Annotated in this window: 11 protein-coding genes; 5 read left to right on the top strand and 6 right to left on the bottom strand. The window is 66.1% G+C overall.

Annotation, left to right across the window (positions count from 1 at the left end):
- Positions 1-31: 31 nt before the first annotated feature.
- From QQK18_RS16470 to QQK18_RS16460, 3 genes are all read right to left on the bottom strand, one after another.
- Entirely contained in the window at positions 32-490 is a 459-nt protein-coding gene (locus tag QQK18_RS16470) for an HPr kinase/phosphorylase (RefSeq protein WP_284341452.1), read from the bottom strand.
- 70 nt (positions 491-560) lie between these two features.
- Positions 561-2,384: a sensor histidine kinase gene (locus QQK18_RS16465; RefSeq protein ID WP_379996403.1), complete on the bottom strand. Its 1,824-nt coding sequence runs from the start codon at positions 2,382-2,384 to the stop codon at positions 561-563.
- Between the two features lie 9 nt (positions 2,385-2,393).
- Positions 2,394-3,110: a response regulator transcription factor gene (locus QQK18_RS16460; RefSeq protein ID WP_284341451.1), complete on the bottom strand. Its 717-nt coding sequence runs from the start codon at positions 3,108-3,110 to the stop codon at positions 2,394-2,396.
- Between the two features lie 268 nt (positions 3,111-3,378).
- Here QQK18_RS16460 and pckA point away from each other — a divergent pair, with 268 nt between their 5' ends.
- Complete coding sequence (pckA, locus tag QQK18_RS16455; protein WP_284341450.1) at positions 3,379-4,971, top strand: phosphoenolpyruvate carboxykinase (ATP); 1,593 nt, start codon at positions 3,379-3,381, stop codon at positions 4,969-4,971.
- 17 nt (positions 4,972-4,988) lie between these two features.
- Here pckA and QQK18_RS16450 read toward each other — a convergent pair whose 3' ends face one another.
- The 3 genes from QQK18_RS16450 to QQK18_RS16440 all read right to left on the bottom strand — a co-directional run bounded on the left by QQK18_RS16450 (position 4,989) and on the right by QQK18_RS16440 (position 9,557).
- Positions 4,989-5,867, bottom strand: a complete 879-nt coding sequence (locus QQK18_RS16450) for a cell wall hydrolase (RefSeq protein ID WP_284341449.1) — start codon at positions 5,865-5,867, stop codon at positions 4,989-4,991.
- A gap of 411 nt (positions 5,868-6,278) precedes the next feature.
- The gene (locus QQK18_RS16445) at positions 6,279-7,022 is read right to left on the bottom strand and encodes an HAD family hydrolase (RefSeq protein WP_284341448.1); all 744 of its coding nucleotides are present in this window, start codon (positions 7,020-7,022) and stop codon (positions 6,279-6,281) included.
- A 141-nt stretch (positions 7,023-7,163) separates the two neighbouring features.
- Entirely contained in the window at positions 7,164-9,557 is a 2,394-nt protein-coding gene (locus tag QQK18_RS16440) for a mechanosensitive ion channel domain-containing protein (RefSeq protein WP_284341447.1), read from the bottom strand.
- 238 nt (positions 9,558-9,795) lie between these two features.
- On the opposite strand from QQK18_RS16440, the gene QQK18_RS16435 reads away from it, so the two are divergent.
- From QQK18_RS16435 to addA, 4 genes are all read left to right on the top strand, one after another.
- Positions 9,796-10,233 (top strand): FKBP-type peptidyl-prolyl cis-trans isomerase, encoded by a 438-nt coding sequence (locus QQK18_RS16435; RefSeq protein WP_284341446.1) that lies wholly within the window; start codon positions 9,796-9,798, stop codon positions 10,231-10,233.
- 146 nt (positions 10,234-10,379) lie between these two features.
- On the top strand, positions 10,380-11,078 hold the full coding sequence (locus QQK18_RS16430; protein ID WP_284341445.1) for a nucleotidyltransferase family protein: 699 nt from the start codon (positions 10,380-10,382) through the stop codon (positions 11,076-11,078).
- Entirely contained in the window at positions 11,075-14,065 is a 2,991-nt protein-coding gene (gene addB, locus QQK18_RS16425) for a double-strand break repair protein AddB (protein WP_284341444.1), read from the top strand. The genes QQK18_RS16430 and addB overlap by 4 nt, the downstream gene beginning before the upstream one ends.
- Positions 14,062-17,487 carry a double-strand break repair helicase AddA gene (addA, locus tag QQK18_RS16420; protein WP_284341443.1) on the top strand — a complete coding sequence of 1,142 codons (3,426 nt, stop codon included), beginning with the start codon at positions 14,062-14,064 and terminating at the stop codon, positions 17,485-17,487. Before addB ends, addA begins: the two co-directional genes overlap by 4 nt.
- Positions 17,488-17,522 lie beyond the last annotated feature (35 nt).

Genomic DNA, 17,522 nt, shown 5'->3' with positions numbered 1-17,522 from the left:
CGCACCACGCCAGCCTGTGGAAAGCTCCGGTTCACGCGATGGAGAGATCCGCGACCGCCTCGACGACCAGCAAGACCTGATGGCCGAGCCCGATAACGCCGGCCTGCGGGACGGGCGCACGGGCAAGATCGACGCCGGCAACACGCGTCACCAGCGTATCCTCTTCGGGCATGCGATCGAACTGCGGAACGAGGTCGACGACCAGATGCAGCGGCGCTCCATCGGCGTAGGGCCGCCTGACGATGCCGCGCCCACGCATCTCGATCAGCCCGGCGATGGCGGCCGGCGCGCTCATGACCAGCCCCCCACTTTCACGGGCGAGGTCGACCCTGTCGTCCGAGACGAGGAAAGCGGGCTCCCCCCGGCCCTGCCAGCGATCGATCAAGGCCAGAGCCAGAATCGATTTGCCGGCGCCCGAGGGCCCGCGCAAAAGGACGCCGGTCTTTCCAAGAACCAGGCCGGTGCCGTGAACGTTTTCGGTCATCGTCATAATCGCCCCCAAAGCGTGCGCGGGTTCGTCCCGCTGTGCCCGCGCGAGTGTCGGCCACAGGTCTTAACGATCATTTGCGGGCGCGCGGCAAGGTGACGGTAAAGACGGCTCCCGAGCGATCCTTGCGGTTCTGCGCACGGATGGTGCCCTTATGTGCCTCGACGATCTGCCTGGAGATCGAAAGACCGAGACCCGAATGATCGCCGAACGTCTCACCGTCCGGCCGGTCGGTATAGAAGCGCTGGAAGATGCGGCCGACGTCGCCCTTGATGCCCGGCCCTTGGTCGGCGACGGAGATGGTGACCGTCTCGGTGTCAGTGGTGACCGTCACCCGCACGGTTCCGTCGGGCGGCGAGAAGGAGACGGCATTGTCGATGAGATTGGCGAAGACCTGAGCGAGGCGGCTGTCGTGGCCGTTGACGACGGCGGGGGCGCGGCCGTGGCGCTTGTCCATCACGACGTCGACCGAGCGTCCGGCGGCAAGATCCTTCTGAATGGCGACCATAGCCTCGGCCAGCTTTTCGACGTCGACGCGCTCCGAGCTCTCGCGGGCGAGTTCGGCATCGAGCCGGCTGGCGTTGGAGATATCGGAGATCAGCCGGTCGAGGCGCCGCACGTCGTGCTGGATGATGGCGTTCAGCCGGTCGCGGTCCTCATCGCGCCGCGCGCGCGGCAGGGTCTCAACCGCCGAGCGCAGCGAGGTCAGCGGGTTCTTGAGTTCGTGGGCAACGTCGGCGGCAAAGCGCTCGATGGCCTCGATGCGGTTATAGAGCCCGTCGGTCATCGAACGCAGCGCGCCCGAGAGATGGCCGATCTCGTCGGGCCGCTCGGTCATGTCGGGGATTTCGGCACGGGCGTTGCCAGCGGTCTGCACCCGCTCGGCCGCCTCGGACAGGCGCCGCACGGGCCCGGCAATGGTGCCGGCCAGAAGCAGGGAGAGCCCGATCTGCACGACCGTCGCAATCAGGGCGATCCGCAGGATGCTCCAGCGCTCCTGATCGACCACCGCGTCGATCTCGCCGGGTGCGGTAGAGAGCAGCAGGACGCCCACGATCGCCCTCAGGCGCTGGATGGGCACAGCCACCGAGACGACGAGCTGACCCTGGGAATCGACACGCACAAAATCGGCCGGGGCGCCCGAGAGCGCCGAACTGACCTCGGGATAGCGCCGCCCCTCGTCGGCGCCATATTCCTGGTAGAGCGGGAAATTGTCGCCCGGCATCCAGGAGAGCAGCGCGTTCCACCACTCAAAGAGAAGGAAGCCGTTGTCTTCGGCCGGCGGCGTGATCTGGCGCAGGACATCTCCACGCGCATAGATGTTGTCGCTGTCGAGGATCAGGAGACCGCCCTGGTCGTAGATGCGGGCGCGCGTGCGGGTCGGGGTGATGAGGTTGCGCATCAGCGGCGCGACCCGCTCGGGGTTGATGGGGAATTCGAGGCTGGGGTCGAAGTAGGAGAGCGGTGAGAAGCTGTTGCCGCTCTGCAGCTCGAGCAGGCGATCGGGATTGATGGAGATGACGTCGCTGTCGACGGTGGCCGAGGCGGCGATGGCCGCGGCGATGATCTCGCCCTGGACGCGCAACGACTGCACGCGCGCGTCGATGAGACCGGCCCGCCACTGGTTGAGATAGAGGATGCCGACGACGAGCACCGTCAGGCCGGCGAGGTTGAGAACGATGATCCGGCGCGTCAGGCTCGAAAAGATGGTGAAATCGAGAAAGCGCGTGATCGCGCCGCCGAACCGGTAGAGCGGCGTCACCAGACGGCGCAGGATGCCCACGCGCTCGCGCGTTTCCCCCTCGGCACTTGGAGCCGTTTGCTCGGGCCGGTCGGTCTCGTCCGCCGGCGCGGCGGGGGGCGGAGCCGGTTTCGTCTCTGCCTCGAGAATGGCCACTTGCGTGTCTTACTGCTCCTTGAAGCGGTAGCCAACCCCGTAGAGCGTCTCGATCATCTCGAAATCGTCGTCCACGGCTTTGAACTTCTTGCGCAACCGCTTGATGTGGCTGTCGATGGTGCGGTCATCGACATAGACCTGGTCGTCATAGGCGGCGTCCATGAGCGCGTTGCGCGATTTGACCACCCCGGGCCGCAGGGCGAGAGCCTGGAGGATGAGGAATTCGGTGACGGTCAGTGTCACGCGCTGCCCCTTCCAGGTGCAGGTGTGGCGCTCTTCGTCCATGACCAGGGCGCCGCGCTCGATGAGCGCCTTGCCCGGGGGCGAATCGGGACCCGTGCCGGTCGTCGAGGACGGATCGCGCGGGGCCGAGCGGCGCAGGATCGCCTTGACCCGCTCGACCAGCAGGCGCTGGGAGAACGGCTTGGTGATGAAGTCGTCGGCACCCATCTTCAGGCCGAACAGCTCGTCGATCTCCTCGTCCTTGGAGGTGAGGAAGATCACCGGCACGTCGGACTTCTGCCGCAAGCGCCGCAGAAGCTCCATGCCGTCCATGCGGGGCATCTTGATATCGAGAATGGCAAGGTCGGGCTTGTCGTTGGTCAGCCCCTCGAGTCCGGATGCGCCATCGGTATAAGTGGCCACTTGATAGCCTTCGGCCTCGAGCGTCAGGGACACCGAGGTCAGGATATTGCGGTCGTCGTCCACCAGCGCGATCTTTGGCATCAATTCCAGCCTTTCTTGTCGTTGAACGCTGCAGATCCGCCGACTTGGGACGGCAGAATTCTTTCAGGAACGCGTTTCCAAGTCACAAATACGCGCTAAATAAGGCATGGCCAAGTGCATGCGCTGCCACGCCGCAGTCTCGGCCAAGCGTTCAACCTTCATGCGACTTCCGTCTTAAGACCGATTTCGGGATGGCTGCTCGGCTGGCCTGAACGGTAACTTGCCCCGCGAAACGAGGCGCGGTGCGGCGCCGGAGCGGGAGTAAACGATGCGTGCATTCGACCACGACAGCCTGAGACAGCGCCTGGAGCTCAAAGCGGCGAGCGTCAGTCGTGACGCCAGCGAACCCGTGCTGGTTGCCGAGGCGATCCGCGCGGGCGCCGGCGAACTGACGGCCGATGGAGCACTCAGCGTTACGACCGGCGCCTTCACCGGCCGTTCGCCCAAGGACAAGTTCATCGTGCGCGATGGTCTCACCGCCTCCCGCGTCTGGTGGGACAATTGCGCGGCAATCGAACCGGCGCAGTTCGACCTGCTGGTCGAGGATGCCGCCAATTCCCTGGCCGGACGGCGGCTTTACCGCCAGGACCTCCTGGCGGGGGCGGACCCCGACAACCAGTATGCGGTGACGGTGATCACCGAGAGCGCCTGGCATGCGCTTTTCATCCGCAACCTGCTGATCCGGCCCGATGAGCTGGCGCGCGGCCAGGACGCTGGCGAAGTCACCGTTATCCATGCACCGGGCTTCAAGGCAAACCCCGCTCGCCACGGCACCCGCGGGGAAACGGTGATTGCGCTCGACATGAGCGGCAACGTCGTCGTCATCGCCGGCACGCTCTATGCGGGCGAGATCAAGAAATCGGTGTTCTCGCTGTTTAATTTCCATGCGCCGCTCAATGACGTGCTGCCGATGCACTGCTCGGCCAATGTCGGCCCCGCGGGGGACACGGCGCTCTTCTTCGGGCTCTCTGGCACCGGCAAGACGACGCTCTCCAACGATCCGGCGCGGCCGTTGATCGGCGACGACGAGCATGGCTGGAGCCGCACCGGCGTCTTCAACCTCGAGGGCGGGTGCTATGCCAAGACCGTGCGCCTCAGCGCCACGGCCGAGCCGGAAATCCATGCGGCGACCAAGCGCTTCGGCACGGTGCTCGAGAACGTCGTGCTCGATCCCGCGAGCAAGACGCCCGATTTCAACGACGTGTCGCTGACCGAGAACACCCGCGCCGCTTATCCGTTGAGGGTCCTGCCGTCTGTCGCAAAGGGCGGTGTCGGCGGCATCCCGAAAACGGTCGTGTTCCTGACCGCCGATGCCTTCGGGGTGTTGCCGCCCATCGCGCGACTGAGTTCCGAGCAGGCAGTCTATCATTTCCTCTCGGGCTATACGGCAAAGGTCGCCGGCACCGAGCGGGGCGTTACCGAGCCGCAGGCGACATTCTCGGCCTGCTTCGGTGCGCCGTTCATGCCGCTGCATCCGCGCGTCTATGGCGAGATGCTGGCGCAGCGGCTCGAAGAGAGCGGCGCCCAGGCATGGCTGATCAACACCGGCTGGACCGGCGGCGGATACGGAGTGGGCAAGCGCATCGATATCGCCTCGACACGGCGGCTGCTCTCAGCCGCGCTCAGCGGCGAGCTCGACGGCGCCGCCACACGCCAGGACGAACGCTTTGGGTTTGCCGTGCCGCTGGCCGTCGATGGCATCAATGCGACCCTGCTCGATCCGCGTCGCACCTGGGAGAGCCAGGACGCCTATGACGAAGCGGCCGAGCGGCTGGCGGAGCTCTTCCAGCAGAACTTCCGCAAGTTCGGTCCGCACGCCAGTGCCACGGCAGGGCCGCGGCTCGCCCAGGCAGCTGAATAGCCGATCCCGGCAGAGACTCAGTTGGGCGCGTAGAAGATGTGGGCGCCGATCTGGGCGACGCGGCTATAGGTATAGGCCCAGTTCGGGCGCACATTGGTCGTGTGGTAGAAGAGCGCCGATTTAGGCAGCATGCCGAGCGATTTACCCTGGGCGTAGCGGGCGTAGACCTTCTCGGCGAGGCTCTGCGAGCGCGCCCAGGCGCGGCGCTCGGTCGGCGTATCGGCACGGCCGTCGCAGGCGAAAGTGAACTGGCAGCGATAGCGCCCCTTGTCGGCGTTCTGGTAGACGACACCACACAGGCTCGACGGATAGCGGCGGGAGACGGCCCGGTTGACGATGATGTTGGCAACCGCGAGTTGTCCCTCCGCCGATTCACCGCGTGCCTCGTGATAGATCGCCTGAGCGAGGCAATCGCGCTCAGTGGAGGCGATCTCGACGCGCCGGCTCGTGGGGAGATATCCGTCCCGGATATATTGCTCGAGAACGCTGGCGGTGAGGCCCGGCTGCGGTGCAGCATCGGTGACGGCGGCGATGGCGTCGAGCGCGCCGTTGCCGTGCGAGTTGCGGGCGATGTAGCCCAGCAGGACCTCTTCGGTCAGCTCGCCCGCACCGCCTGGTCTGAAGCCGTTGAAAGCATGAAGCGCCGTCTGCCGCTCGACGTAGTTGGCAAGCAATTGCGGGGTCAGCACCCGCTGGCCAAGCTCCGGCTGCAGGACGGATGCACCCAGCGCCGGCTGTGAACGCAGCTCAGCCACGGATTGAGGGGCATCCAGCGGGAAGACTTCGAGGGTCTGCGCAGACGCGGCGCCAGGAATTGCAACGAGGAAAGCCACAGCGGCAGCCGCAAACGCGTGCATGGCGGCGCGCATGCCGATAGCGACCCTGTTTGGCGTCAATGCCCCGTCCTTCCCCAACAGCCCCGGCCGATCGGCCGAGCCCCGGTTACCCCAGAGGCGCGATGGCCCCGCACAGGCGTCTCGTGCGGAAATCGCGCAGGAATGCCCTCAAGCATTCCGATAGTCACTTGGAGCGCGATCGCGCTCTAACTTCGTTGTCGCGGGATTGTTCGCGAAAAACCGGTACCCACGTTTTCGCATCCCGCTCTAGCGGTGAGCACCCTAGCCGAGGCCGGCGCGCAAAGAAACACAAAATTTACCAGCGGTTAACCATAACCGTTAGCAGCTTAAAACACGGTTAACAGCCGCGTGTGGAGCTGAAAACCCTTGAATTGCAATGATTTGGGTCAGGGCAAAGCGGGACTTAAGCCAACCGCTAAAAGTTTACGCAAAACGGGCGGTGCGTTTGCGCTACCGCACGGGGAAGGCGGCCCGGCGTACGTGATGGAGACTCTCCATTATGGCGATGCCGAGGGCGCGGATTTCTTCGCTCGGATGCACGAGGTCGGGCACCATCACCGTCTGCATGCCGGCAGCATGCGCTGCACGCACGCCCGAATAGCTATCCTCGAGCGCCAGGCACTCGACCGGTTCGATGCCGAGCCGGGCCGCGGCCGTGAGGTAGGGCTCGGGATTGGGCTTCGGATTGATGACGTCGTCGCGGGTGACGATGGCGTCGAACATGCCGATCAGCCCGGCCTTGGTCAGGTGCAGGTCGACATGGGCACGGCGCGAGGAGGTGGCGACGGCCGTGGGAATGCCGCGCTCGCGCAGCTCGGAGAGGATCTCGCGCGCTCCGGCCTTGACCGGCACATCATGTATGCGATTGCGCATGCTGAACCGGCATTTCTCGTCGAACAGCGCATAGGGAAAGCTCACCCCATAAGCTTCGATCAGAAGCTGGTTGGTCTTTTCGTGGCTGGACCCCACCATCGACAGATGCACGTTGTCGGTCATTTCGAAGCCGAGTTCTTCGCAGACTTCGAAGACGATGGTGCGGAAAACGCTTTCGGTATCGAGAATGGTGCCGTCCATGTCGAAGATGACGGCCTCGAAAGGCTTCAGGGCAATGTCGCTGTCATCGATGATCATGACATCGATATAGGCCGGTTCGCGCCGGCTTGCCAGCGTTTCCCGGACAAGGCGGGGTTGCACCAGGTCGATGCGAGCTAGGGCATCGTGCGCTCCGATGGAGCCAGTGCGTCGGCTCTAGTTCATTGCTTTCGCAACGTTCTTTGCGAACAGCCGGTGCCCGTGCCGGATCACGTCCGCGACAGGCTCTTTTCGCACGTTGCTCTAGCGATCGTCGGGGGGAGTGAAATCGTCGGCATCGGGAACTTCGGGAGGAGAGGGCTCGGCCGGGCGAGGCGGCGCAGCGATTTCCGGTTCGACGGTTTCGGCCTTGGGTGGCGAAGCGGGCGCACGGCGCTCATCATCGGCGGTATGCGAGCGCTTGATGACGCTGACCATGTGCATGGGCGGAGCGTTGCCGGATTTGTCCTCTCCGAAATAGACGGTCTGGTGCGGGAACGGGATCTCTATGCCGCGCGCGTCGAAGATCGTCTTGATCTCGGCATTGTAGGCCCGATTGACCGCCCATTGGCGCCCAGGGAGGGTCTTGATGCGGGCGCGCACGATCATGGCGCTGTCGGCGAACTTGTCGATGCCCATCCATTCGAGCTCGGGCTCGACGAGGTCGTCAGCGACCGTCTCGTTCTTTTTCAGTTCCTCATAGGCATCGAGCATGGCCTGCTTCACCTCGTCGAGATTCTCGCGGTAGGCGACGCCGATGTCGGCCAAGGCAAACGCGAAACCGCGCATGAAATTTGAGACGGTGTCGACCGAAGAGAACGGGACGATGTGGTAGATGCCGTTGACGTCGCGCAATCCCGCCGAACGGATGGTCAGACGCTCGACGCTGCCCGAGATGCCGCCGATAGTGACGACGTCACCGACGTCGATAGCACCTTCCAGTTGAATGAAGATGCCGGTGATGATGTCCTGTACCGCCTTCTGGGCGCCGAAGCCGACGGCGAGGCCGATGATGCCCGCCGAAGCGAGGAGCGGAGCGATGTCGAGGCCGATCTCGGAGAGCGTGAACATCAGCGTGAAGACAATGATGGCGATGGTCGCCGCATTGCGCGCAAGGACCAGCAGGGTGCGTTCACGCGACTTGACCGCACCGTTGGCAGGCAGCAGCCGGTAGTCGACCCAGGAGGTCAGCGCCAGCCAGGCAAAGAAAGCGACACTGAATATGAAAGCCAGGGTCAGCAGCGAAGCGGCCAAGCGGGTGCCGAATTCGGAGGAGAGCCAGCCGGAAATGCTGAAGAGCCCGATGGTATCGAGGGTGATGGCGACGACCAGCATGAAGACGAGGATCCGCAATACCGTCAGCGCCCTCGGCACGAAGGCATTGAGGCGCCGCTCGAGCAAGGGAATGCGGGTGTTGATGTTGGGTGGAAGCCTGACGCCGGTCATGATCACCCGCGCCAGAATGCCGGCGGCTATGGCGCCAAGAACCATTGCGAGGATGATCTTGAGGGTCGCGCTCAGCATGGAAACCAGCACTCCCTGCGGCCAGACGATAACCACCGCAAAGAGCACGATGAGATAGATCAATACCGGTACGTGCCAGTAGCGAGCGGAAAAGTGCAGCACGCCGCCGGGGTCCTTGCTCGTCAAGCCAGTCAGCCAGTCCGCGACCGTCTGGCGCAGCCGCAGCACCAGATTGATCGCCATCGCCAGGACGGCGACGTAGATCAGCACCGACAGGGCCTGGGCGGCGGTAAAGGACACGAACCGGGCAAAGACCGGCACGAGCAGAAACTGCCCGAAGGCGAAGATCGACGTCGCCCATCGCAGCCAGCCGGTCAGCATCCAGGCATCCTCGTCGGGGACCCGCAGCAGCCGCAGGTCCGGGCGGCGGGGCGCCAGGACCGCGCGGGCACCCGCTTGCACGACCTCGACGATAAGGAACGCGTTGAGGAACAGGGAGTGGTGGAACGCCACCTCTCCGGCATTGCCCACCAGCGAGAGGGTGACGACGTATCCGGCGGCCCACGCCGCCAATACGATGGCGAGATTGGAAATAAGGATGACGAAGGCGGCCAGCAGCACCGCCCCTCGGCCAGCGGCGACCGCGCGCAGGTCGGCGAGGCGGCGGAATCGTTCGGTAAGGAAGCGGATGGCGAAATAGGTGCCGTAGGTGATGACGACGACAGCGAGCAGATCGAGGACGATCCAGCCGATCGCCCTGTAGTCCGCCGCGCCGAAGGCGCTGAAAATGGCGGGAATGCGGCGGACCTGTCGCCAGACCTCGTCGACGGTCTCGGCCGCCGACTCGGAGGCCTGCTGGGTGAATTGGGCGATCTCGCCGCCGATCGTAGCGGCTTCCCCGGAAATATCGGATGCACCGGCTTGCTCGCCTGCCGCGGTATCCGTGCCGGCAGCACCTGCCGCGCGCGTCTCCAGCTCCTCGATCAGCGCCTGGCGGGCGGCATCGTCCTTGAGCACCTCGATCAGAGTTTCGAGCGGGGTAGCGGCAGGGGCGGACGTTTCCTGCGCAGTTCCGCCCGTCAATCCGAACGGATCCTGGGCCAGGGCACCGGGCGACCCGGCCATGACCATCGTCAACAACAGGCCACCCAGAAGGCGGCTAACAAAGGTGGTTGCGGCGACTATCTGAGGCATGCTGTCTCGCGGTCCGGTTCTCAGCTATCCCTACTGGTTAGCCACCTCTTGGGCCCCTGTGAAGACCGAGGCCGCAAGCGCAGGACGGAACCCTCGAACAATCAGGCGGTTTACACCGAGGGCTCAAGGCCTAAAATGATGTTTCGCGCTACGCGCTTGCCGCGTGGATGAACATGGACAGGGTCGAGAGCCAACGGCCGACCCCATTGTCCCCAACACAATCCAAAGGACGACAGCCATGACACAGGCCAAGACGGGCGATACCGTGCGCATCAACTATACCGGACGACTAACGGACGGCACCGAGTTCGATACATCGCAGGGGCGCGAACCACTGCAGGTTACGCTTGGCGCCGGCGAGGTCATCCGCGGGCTCGAGGACCACCTCAACGGCATGGAGGTGGGCGAGAAGAACACCGTGACCATCCCTTCAGAGGCCGCTTACGGCCCCCATCGCCCTGAAGCTATACAGACCGTCGACCGCGCCAGCGTGCCGGCCAATATCGACCTTGCCCTCGGCACGCAGCTGCAGGCGCGCACTCAAGATGGTCGCGTCGTGCCGCTGACGGTCGTCGGGGTCGATGCGGCAACCGTCCAGCTCGACGCCAATCATCCGCTGGCCGGCAAGGACCTGGTCTTCGACGTCGAACTGGTCGAGATCGTGCAGGCGGCCTGACGCCGGTGTAGAGCGCGATGCGATTTGACTGAATCAAATCGCGCGCTCCAGCCCTCAGTCGTCGCATCGGATTCGCCCGAAAAGCGGCATCCACTTTTCGGTCCGATGCTGTAGACAGGCCAGTCCGCCACCGCTCATATCGCTCCATGAGCGATATCGAGCGATTCCCCGATGTCATGCTGCTGGCTGCCGGATACGGCAGCCGCATGCAGCCGTTGACGCATGAGCGCCCCAAGCCGTTGATCCCGATCCGCGGTATCGCGCTCATCGACCGCGTCATTGCCAATGCCCGGGCCGAGGGCGCGACGCGCTTTGCGGTCAACGCCCATCACCTCAGCGACCAGATCGTTGCGCATTTCGCCGGCCACCCCGATTTCTCCGTGCTGGTCGAGCGGGAGCTGCTGGGCACGGGCGGCGGGGTACGCAACGGCCTTGCGCATCTTTCAGGCGATCCGATCCTCGTCATGAACACCGATGCCTTCTGGCCGCTCGGCGCCGACAGACCGCTGACGCGGCTCATCGAGCGACATGGAGCGCTGGCCGCCGATATCAGCCTGCTCTGCGTCCATCCCATACGCACCATGGGGATCGCCCGCAGTCATGATTTCTGTCTCGCGCCGACAGGGCAGGTAACCTACGACAGCGGGCTACCGGTCATCTACGCGGGAGCGGCGCTTGTCGAGCGGCGCCTGTTCGAGACCGCTCCGCAGGGCCCGTTTTCACTGTACACCCTGTTTGAGCGGGCCCTCGAATGCGGGCGGCTTGCAGGCGCGCCACTCGATGCGCCCTGGTATCACGTTGGCGACCTCGAGGCGTTGGCAGCGGCCGAAGAGGCGGTGGCGTGACCCGGCGCATCTACAGCATCGCCCCCCATGCCCGCTTTCTCGACATCCTCGCCGAGCGCGTGCTGGACGGGACGCTGATCGGCGACTGGCCGCAGAGCGGACCGTTCTGGCTGGCCGACATCACCATCATCCTGCCGACTCGCCGGGCGCGGCTGGCGCTTGCCGATGCCTTCGTCAGACGCGGGCAGATCCTCCTGCCCGATATCCGAACCTTCGGCGGGGAGACGGCCGACGAGGAGCCGTTCCTGCCGCCCTTCGACGCCTCGGCACTCCCGCCGGCGGTTTCGGCGCTGGAACGGCGCTTGACGCTCGCGCGGCTGGTGGGGGCGTGGGCGGCGACGCCGTCCGGGCAGGCGGCGTTCGCCGACCGGCCCGGCCCCGCCGAGATCCTCTCGCTCGCCGAATCGCTCGGCGATCTGCTCGACGACCTGGCGGCCGAGGGACGCAGCGCCGCCGATCTCGAGCGCATCGTGCCGGACGAACTGGCGGAAAACTGGCAGCAGACGCTCGCCTTCCTCAAGATCGCGCTTGACCATTGGCCGGAGGTGCTGGCCGAACGCGGCAAGGCGGACACCTTCGTCTTGCGCAACGAGCGGCTCGCCCGGCAGGCGCAGACGGCGCCGCTGATGTTCGGGGAGCGGCCGGTGATCGCGGCAGGCTCGACAGGCTCCATCCCGGCTACGGCAGCGTTGCTGGCAGCCGTCGAATCGCTGCCTCGGGGCGCGCTGGTGCTGCCCGGGTTCGACACCAGCCTTGGTGAGCGCGACCACGCAGCGCTCCTCGACGAGCGCCGCAACCCGCACGGGCATCCGCAATACGGACTTGCCAAGCTTCTGCGCCGGCTCGATGCCGGCATCGGCGACGTGGTGGAGCTGGCCGGCGAGCCGAACGTCCCGCGCACGGTCATGGTGCGGCACACCCTGGCGCTGACCGAGACGACCGCGCTCTGGGCCGACAACCGCCTGCCGCCCCAGGCACTGTCTGAGGCAACACAGGGAATGTCGATCATCGCGGCGCGCACCGAGGACGAGGAGGCGCGCGCCGTGGCGCTCGCGGCCCGTGATGGGCTGGAACGCCGCAAGAGCGTCGGCATCGTCACGCCCGACCAAATCCTTGCCCGCCGCATTGCGGCCGAGCTCAGGCGCTTCGGTGTTACGGTCGACGATGCGGCTGGCGAGCCGCTCTTCCACTCGCCAGCCGGCCGGCTCGTCCGGCAGATCCTGGCACTCATTGAAAGCGACTTCGCTCCTGTCGACCTGATGGCGCTCCTGCGCAATCCGTCGGCGCGGCTCAGCATGGAGCGGGCCGGGGTCGGCAGGCTCGCCGAGCGGATCGACCTCGGGCTCCTGCGCGGACGGCGACCGAGGCCGGGGATCGCGGGATTGCTGGCGCTCCTCGAAGCCGAGGACGTGCGGCTCGACGCGGATGCGAAGACCGACGCCGCCGCACTCTTTGCACGTCTCGAGGATGCCTGCAGCCGGTTGCGAACGCTGGCCGAGCAAACGCGGACGGATGCGAGCGCCTTCGCCCATGCGCTGATCGCTGCGTTCGACGCCGTCGCCGGGACGGACGCAGACCTGCCTGGGGCAACGGAGCTGCGCCAGTGGGCCGACGAACTCGTCCGGCACGTGGGCGAGGGGCCGGAGTTCGCGCCGCGCGACCTCGACGGCGTGCTCTTTGCCCTGATGCGGGGCGTCGAGGTGCGCAACGCGATCCCGCGGCGCGCCGACATCGCCATCTGGGGCCAGCTCGAGGCGCGGCTGCAGAGCCCGGACATCATGATCCTGGCCAGCCTCAACGAGGACAAATGGCCCGAACCTGCGGACCCCGGTCCGTGGCTCAGCCGCGGCATGCGGCTCGCCGCCGGCCTCGAGCCGCCCGAGCGCAAGACGGGACTTGCCGCGCACGATTTCGAGATGGCGCTCGGCAATCACGACGTCATCCTCGCCTTTTCCCAACGTCTGGGCACCAGTCCGGCCGTTGCCTCGCGGCTCGTGCAGCGGCTCGAAGCGTTCGTCGGTGCGGACTGCGCAGCAATGCTGCACACGCGCGGAGGCCAGTGGCTCGACTTGGCCCGCCGGCTCGACGCAGCAGGACGGACCCGGCCCGCGCCGATCCCGGCACCCAATCCGCCTGTAGAACTGCGGCCGCGCAAGCTCTCGGTCACCGAGATCGAGACGCTCATGCGCTCGCCCTACGATATTTACGCCAAGCACGTCCTCAGGCTTTCCGAGGTCGACCGGCTGGGCGAGGATCCCGGCCCGCGCGAGCGGGGAACGCTGATCCACAAGATCTTCGGCGACTTCGTGGCTGAAGGTCACGACCCGGCGGCGCCCGACGCGCTGGAGACGCTCGAGCGCATGGCGGCGGACGCCTTTGCCGGGCTCGAGGCCATCGCCGATCGGCGCGACATCTGGCTCAGGCGCTTCCACCGGGCGGCCGCGCAGTTCATCGACTTCGAGCGCGCCCGGAAGGAGCAAATCGCGCAGCGCCACGCCGAGGTGCGTGGCCAATGGACGCTGGCGCACGCGGAGCCCTTTACCCTCGCCGGCCGAGCCGACCGCATCGACGTCATGGCCGACGGCACGCTCGAAATCATCGACTTCAAGACCGGCGGCGTTCCGGAACCGGTCGACATGCGCACCTTCGATGCTCCACAGCTGCTGCTCGAAGCGGCCATGAGCGGGGCGGGCGCCATGGAGGGCATCGCTCCGGCACACGCCAGCGCCTTGACCTACATCAAGGTCAGCCTCGGCCCCGAGGCTTTCCTGCCCAGGGAGTTCGCCCTCGCTGAGGGGTGGACACTCGAGGGAGCGGCCGACGAGGCGGTGCGGCGGATGAATCGTCATGTCGATGAATTCCTCTATGGCGCCACGCCGATGGCCGCGCAGATCCGGCCGGTCGAGAACCAGCGCTATGCCGGTGCCTACGACCATTTGGCGCGGGTGGCCGAGTGGAGCCTGGCACAAGGGGACGACGTGATATGAGCCGATCGCTCCAGGTGCCGACCGACACCATCGCCAACCAGGCCAGAGCGGCGCATCCGGAGTGGTCCGCCTGGGTGTCGGCCAATGCCGGTTCGGGCAAGACGCACGTCCTGACACAGCGCGTGCTGCGGCTCCTGCTGGCGGACGTCGCGCCGGAGGCCATCCTCTGCCTCACCTACACCAAGGCGGCGGCGGCCGAAATGCGCAACCGCGTGGCGCGGGTGCTGGGGGAATGGGCGATCCTGCCCGATGTCGAGCTCGACAGGCATCTCGAGGCCTTCGGTCAACTGGTCACCGCGTCACTGCGGGCGCGGGCACGCACTCTCTTCGCCCGGGCGCTGGAGACCCCCGGGGGCCTCAAGATCGTCACCATCCACGCCTTCTGCGAGAGCGTTTTGCACCGGTTTCCGCTGGAGGCGGGCGTGCCGTTCGGCTTTACCGTCGTCGAGGATGTGGAACGGGTCCAGATGGTGGGCGCAGCGCGCGAGGCGGTGCTCGCCGGAGGCCTGCGTGGAGACGAGGGTTCGGAAGCGGTCGAGACGCTGTTCGGCCTGATGAGCGATTTTTCGATCGGCGAGGCGATCGACACGGCATTGGCGGAAGGACGCCGACTCAAGGCTGTGCTCGCCAACCGGGCGGGCGCCAAGGTGAATCTTAGACGCCGCGTGCGGTTCGCCGGCCGCAGCTCGGCCGAGATCGAAGCCGAGATGCTTGCCGGCCGGCTGATCGGCAGTGACGAGATCGCGCGCATCCTCGACAGCTGCCCTCCAAAACGTGGCGGCAACCGTTTCGAAGACGCGCTCGCCGGCCTCGACCGCCACGCGCCTTCGCTTGGCGGGTGGCTGAGTGCGTTTCTTACCGCTGACTTTACAGTACGGGCCCGGTTCCCGAGCAAGGCGTTCCAGGCGGCCGACCGGGCAATGGCCGACCTCGCGCTCGTCGAGGCGAACCGGCTCGCCGCGCTCTGCGCCGAGCGCAGGACCGCCTGCCTCGTCGAACGCTCGGACGCTCTGCTCGACGTATTGGCGGCAATCACCGGGCGTTACGAGGCCATCAAGCGGGCCCGCGCTCTGCTCGACTTCGACGACCTCATCGAAAAGCTGGCCGCGCTCCTCGAAGACGGACGATACCAGCTCTGGGTGCAATACAAGCTCGATGCAGGCATCCATCATATCCTCGTCGACGAAAGCCAGGACACAAACCCTGAGCAATGGCGGGTGGTCGAGGCGCTGACGCGGGAATTCTTCGTGGGCGAGGGGCAGGTCGCCCGCCCACGCACGCTCTTTTCGGTCGGCGATCCGAAGCAGTCGATCTACTCATTCCAGGGCGCCGAGCCGCGCCTGTTCGTTGAGGCCGGACGCGGCTACGGCCGACGGGCGCTGGCCGCACAAAAGAGCTTCACCCACATCGAGCTCCACACCAGCTTCCGCACGCTCCGGCCGATCCTGGATGCCGTCGACCTCGTCTGCGCGCGGGAGGACATCCAGAACGCGCTGCTCGCCGAGCAGAAGGTGCATCACGACACCGCCCGTACGGAGGCGGGCGGCATGGTCACGCTCTGGCCGCCGCTGCAGCAGGTGCGACCGGCCGTGCCGACGGACGAATGGCCGCTCAAGCCCGTGGAGACGGCCGAGCAGAGCGCACCGAGGCAAGTGGCTAGCCGCATTGCCCGCGAGATCCGCGGCTGGATCGATGGCGGGCGCAGGCTCGCCAACGGCGAGGCCATGAGCGCCGACGACGTGATGGTGCTGGTGCAGTCGCGCTCGACGCTCTTCAACGAGATCATCCGGGCGCTCAATGCCGAAGGCCTGCCGACGCCGGGCGCCGACCGGCTGCAGGTGACCGAGCACATCGCGGTCAAGGACCTGCTGGCGCTGGCCGACGTCCTCACCAATACCGGTGAGGACCTGCAGCTTGCCGCGGTGCTGCGCTCGCCGCTGTTCGATATCTCCGAAGACGACCTCTTCGCCATCGCCGCCGGACGCGGCGGAAAGAGCCTGTGGCAAGCTTTGGCCGAGACGCGGGTGCTTTGGGGCGCGGCCGCCTATGGGGAGCTCTCTCAATGGCGCAGCCGGCTGGATTTCGGACGGCCCTTCACCTTTTTTGCCGACATCCTCTATCCACAAGGCGGGCTTAAGCGCTTCCACGCGCGGCTCGGCGCCGAGGTGGACGACGTCCTTGCCGAGTTCCTGGAACTGGCGCTCGCCCACGAGCAGCACGCGCAACCCTCGCTCACCGGGTTTGTTGCCGCCATGCGCGGCCAGGAGGTTTCGATCAAACGGGACCTCGCCGAGCGCGGCGGGGGCGTGAGGGTCATGACGGTGCACGGCGCCAAGGGGCTGGAGGCGCCGGTGGTCATCCTCGCCGACGCCGCGACCAAGCCGAACGGCCGCCAGACGGCCAAGCCCGTGCTGATCGTGACAGACGAGCGAGGACCGCTCTTCATCCACGCGTCGGCCAAGGACGACCACGTGGATGAAACCCTGGCCCTGCGCGAGGAGAGCGAGAAAAACCTCGGCCAGGAGTACTGGCGCAAGCTCTATGTGGGCATGACCAGGGCCGAGGAGGCGCTCTACGTCACCGGTGCGCTCACCCCCGGCAAGGACGCCAAGGGGCAGGTCAAAGGCACATGGTATGAAGCCATAGAAACGGCGCTACGCCCATTTGCCCGCATCGAGGAGGATGCCGGTGGAAGCGAAAGGGCGCTGGTTTATCCGATGGAAGTCGCATTGCCCCGGATGGCCGGCACACCTGCCATTGCTTTGTCACGCGTAGCGCCGCTGACGCTTGCCGAACTGCCGGAGCCGGCGGATCGGCCGGTGGTGCGCCCTTCCTCAGCCTTTGCCGAAACGGTGCCCCCGCCGGTGTTCGACACGGCCGCACAGGCGGTGCGCGACGCCGAGGAAGCGCGTCGATCCGGCATCGCGCTCCACGCCCTGCTGCAGCACCTGCCGCGCGTTCCGCCTGAAAGCCGGCGAGCGGTTGCCGGAAAGGCGCTGGTCACGTTGCTGCCCGATCACGAATTCGTGCACAAAGGCCTCATCGAGAGAGCAATTTCAATCCTCTCGCGCCCGGATCTGGCACATCTCTTCCAGGCCGACAGCCGGGCGGAGGTGCCGTTTCTCCTCGATCTCAGGCGGGGCGGGAAACCGGTCCGGCTCGCCGGTCGTATCGACCGGCTGGTTGTTGACGACAACCGTGTTTTGGTGGTCGACTACAAATCCGACGCGACTCTACCGGGGGCTCCGGAAAGCGTGCCGGGGAACTATCTAACCCAGCTCGGACTTTATGCGTTGGTTGCAGGTCAGCTCTTCCCGGATCGTACCGTCAGCGCGGCCATTTTGTGGACGTCCATGGAATCGTTAATGAATCTGCCTCGCGACCTCCTGACCGCGCGGACGGCCGACTTCACCTTGGGGTGAGCCGCATTGAACCGGCACTGGACTCTGCCCAGCTT

The organism is Devosia nitrariae (genome assembly GCF_030160115.1).
Classification (GTDB): domain Bacteria; phylum Pseudomonadota; class Alphaproteobacteria; order Rhizobiales; family Devosiaceae; genus Devosia; species Devosia nitrariae.
This window is presented reverse-complemented; position numbering and strand designations above follow the sequence as displayed.

Coding starts and splice junctions, on each gene's coding strand:
- QQK18_RS16470 (WP_284341452.1), bottom strand. CDS start 490: ATGACGATGACCGAAAACGTTCACGGCACCGGCCTGGTTCTTGGAAAG.
- QQK18_RS16460 (WP_284341451.1), bottom strand. CDS start 3,110: ATGCCAAAGATCGCGCTGGTGGACGACGACCGCAATATCCTGACCTCG.
- pckA (WP_284341450.1), top strand. CDS start 3,379: ATGCGTGCATTCGACCACGACAGCCTGAGACAGCGCCTGGAGCTCAAA.
- QQK18_RS16440 (WP_284341447.1), bottom strand. CDS start 9,557: ATGCCTCAGATAGTCGCCGCAACCACCTTTGTTAGCCGCCTTCTGGGT.
- QQK18_RS16435 (WP_284341446.1), top strand. CDS start 9,796: ATGACACAGGCCAAGACGGGCGATACCGTGCGCATCAACTATACCGGA.
- QQK18_RS16430 (WP_284341445.1), top strand. CDS start 10,380: ATGAGCGATATCGAGCGATTCCCCGATGTCATGCTGCTGGCTGCCGGA.
- addA (WP_284341443.1), top strand. CDS start 14,062: ATGAGCCGATCGCTCCAGGTGCCGACCGACACCATCGCCAACCAGGCC.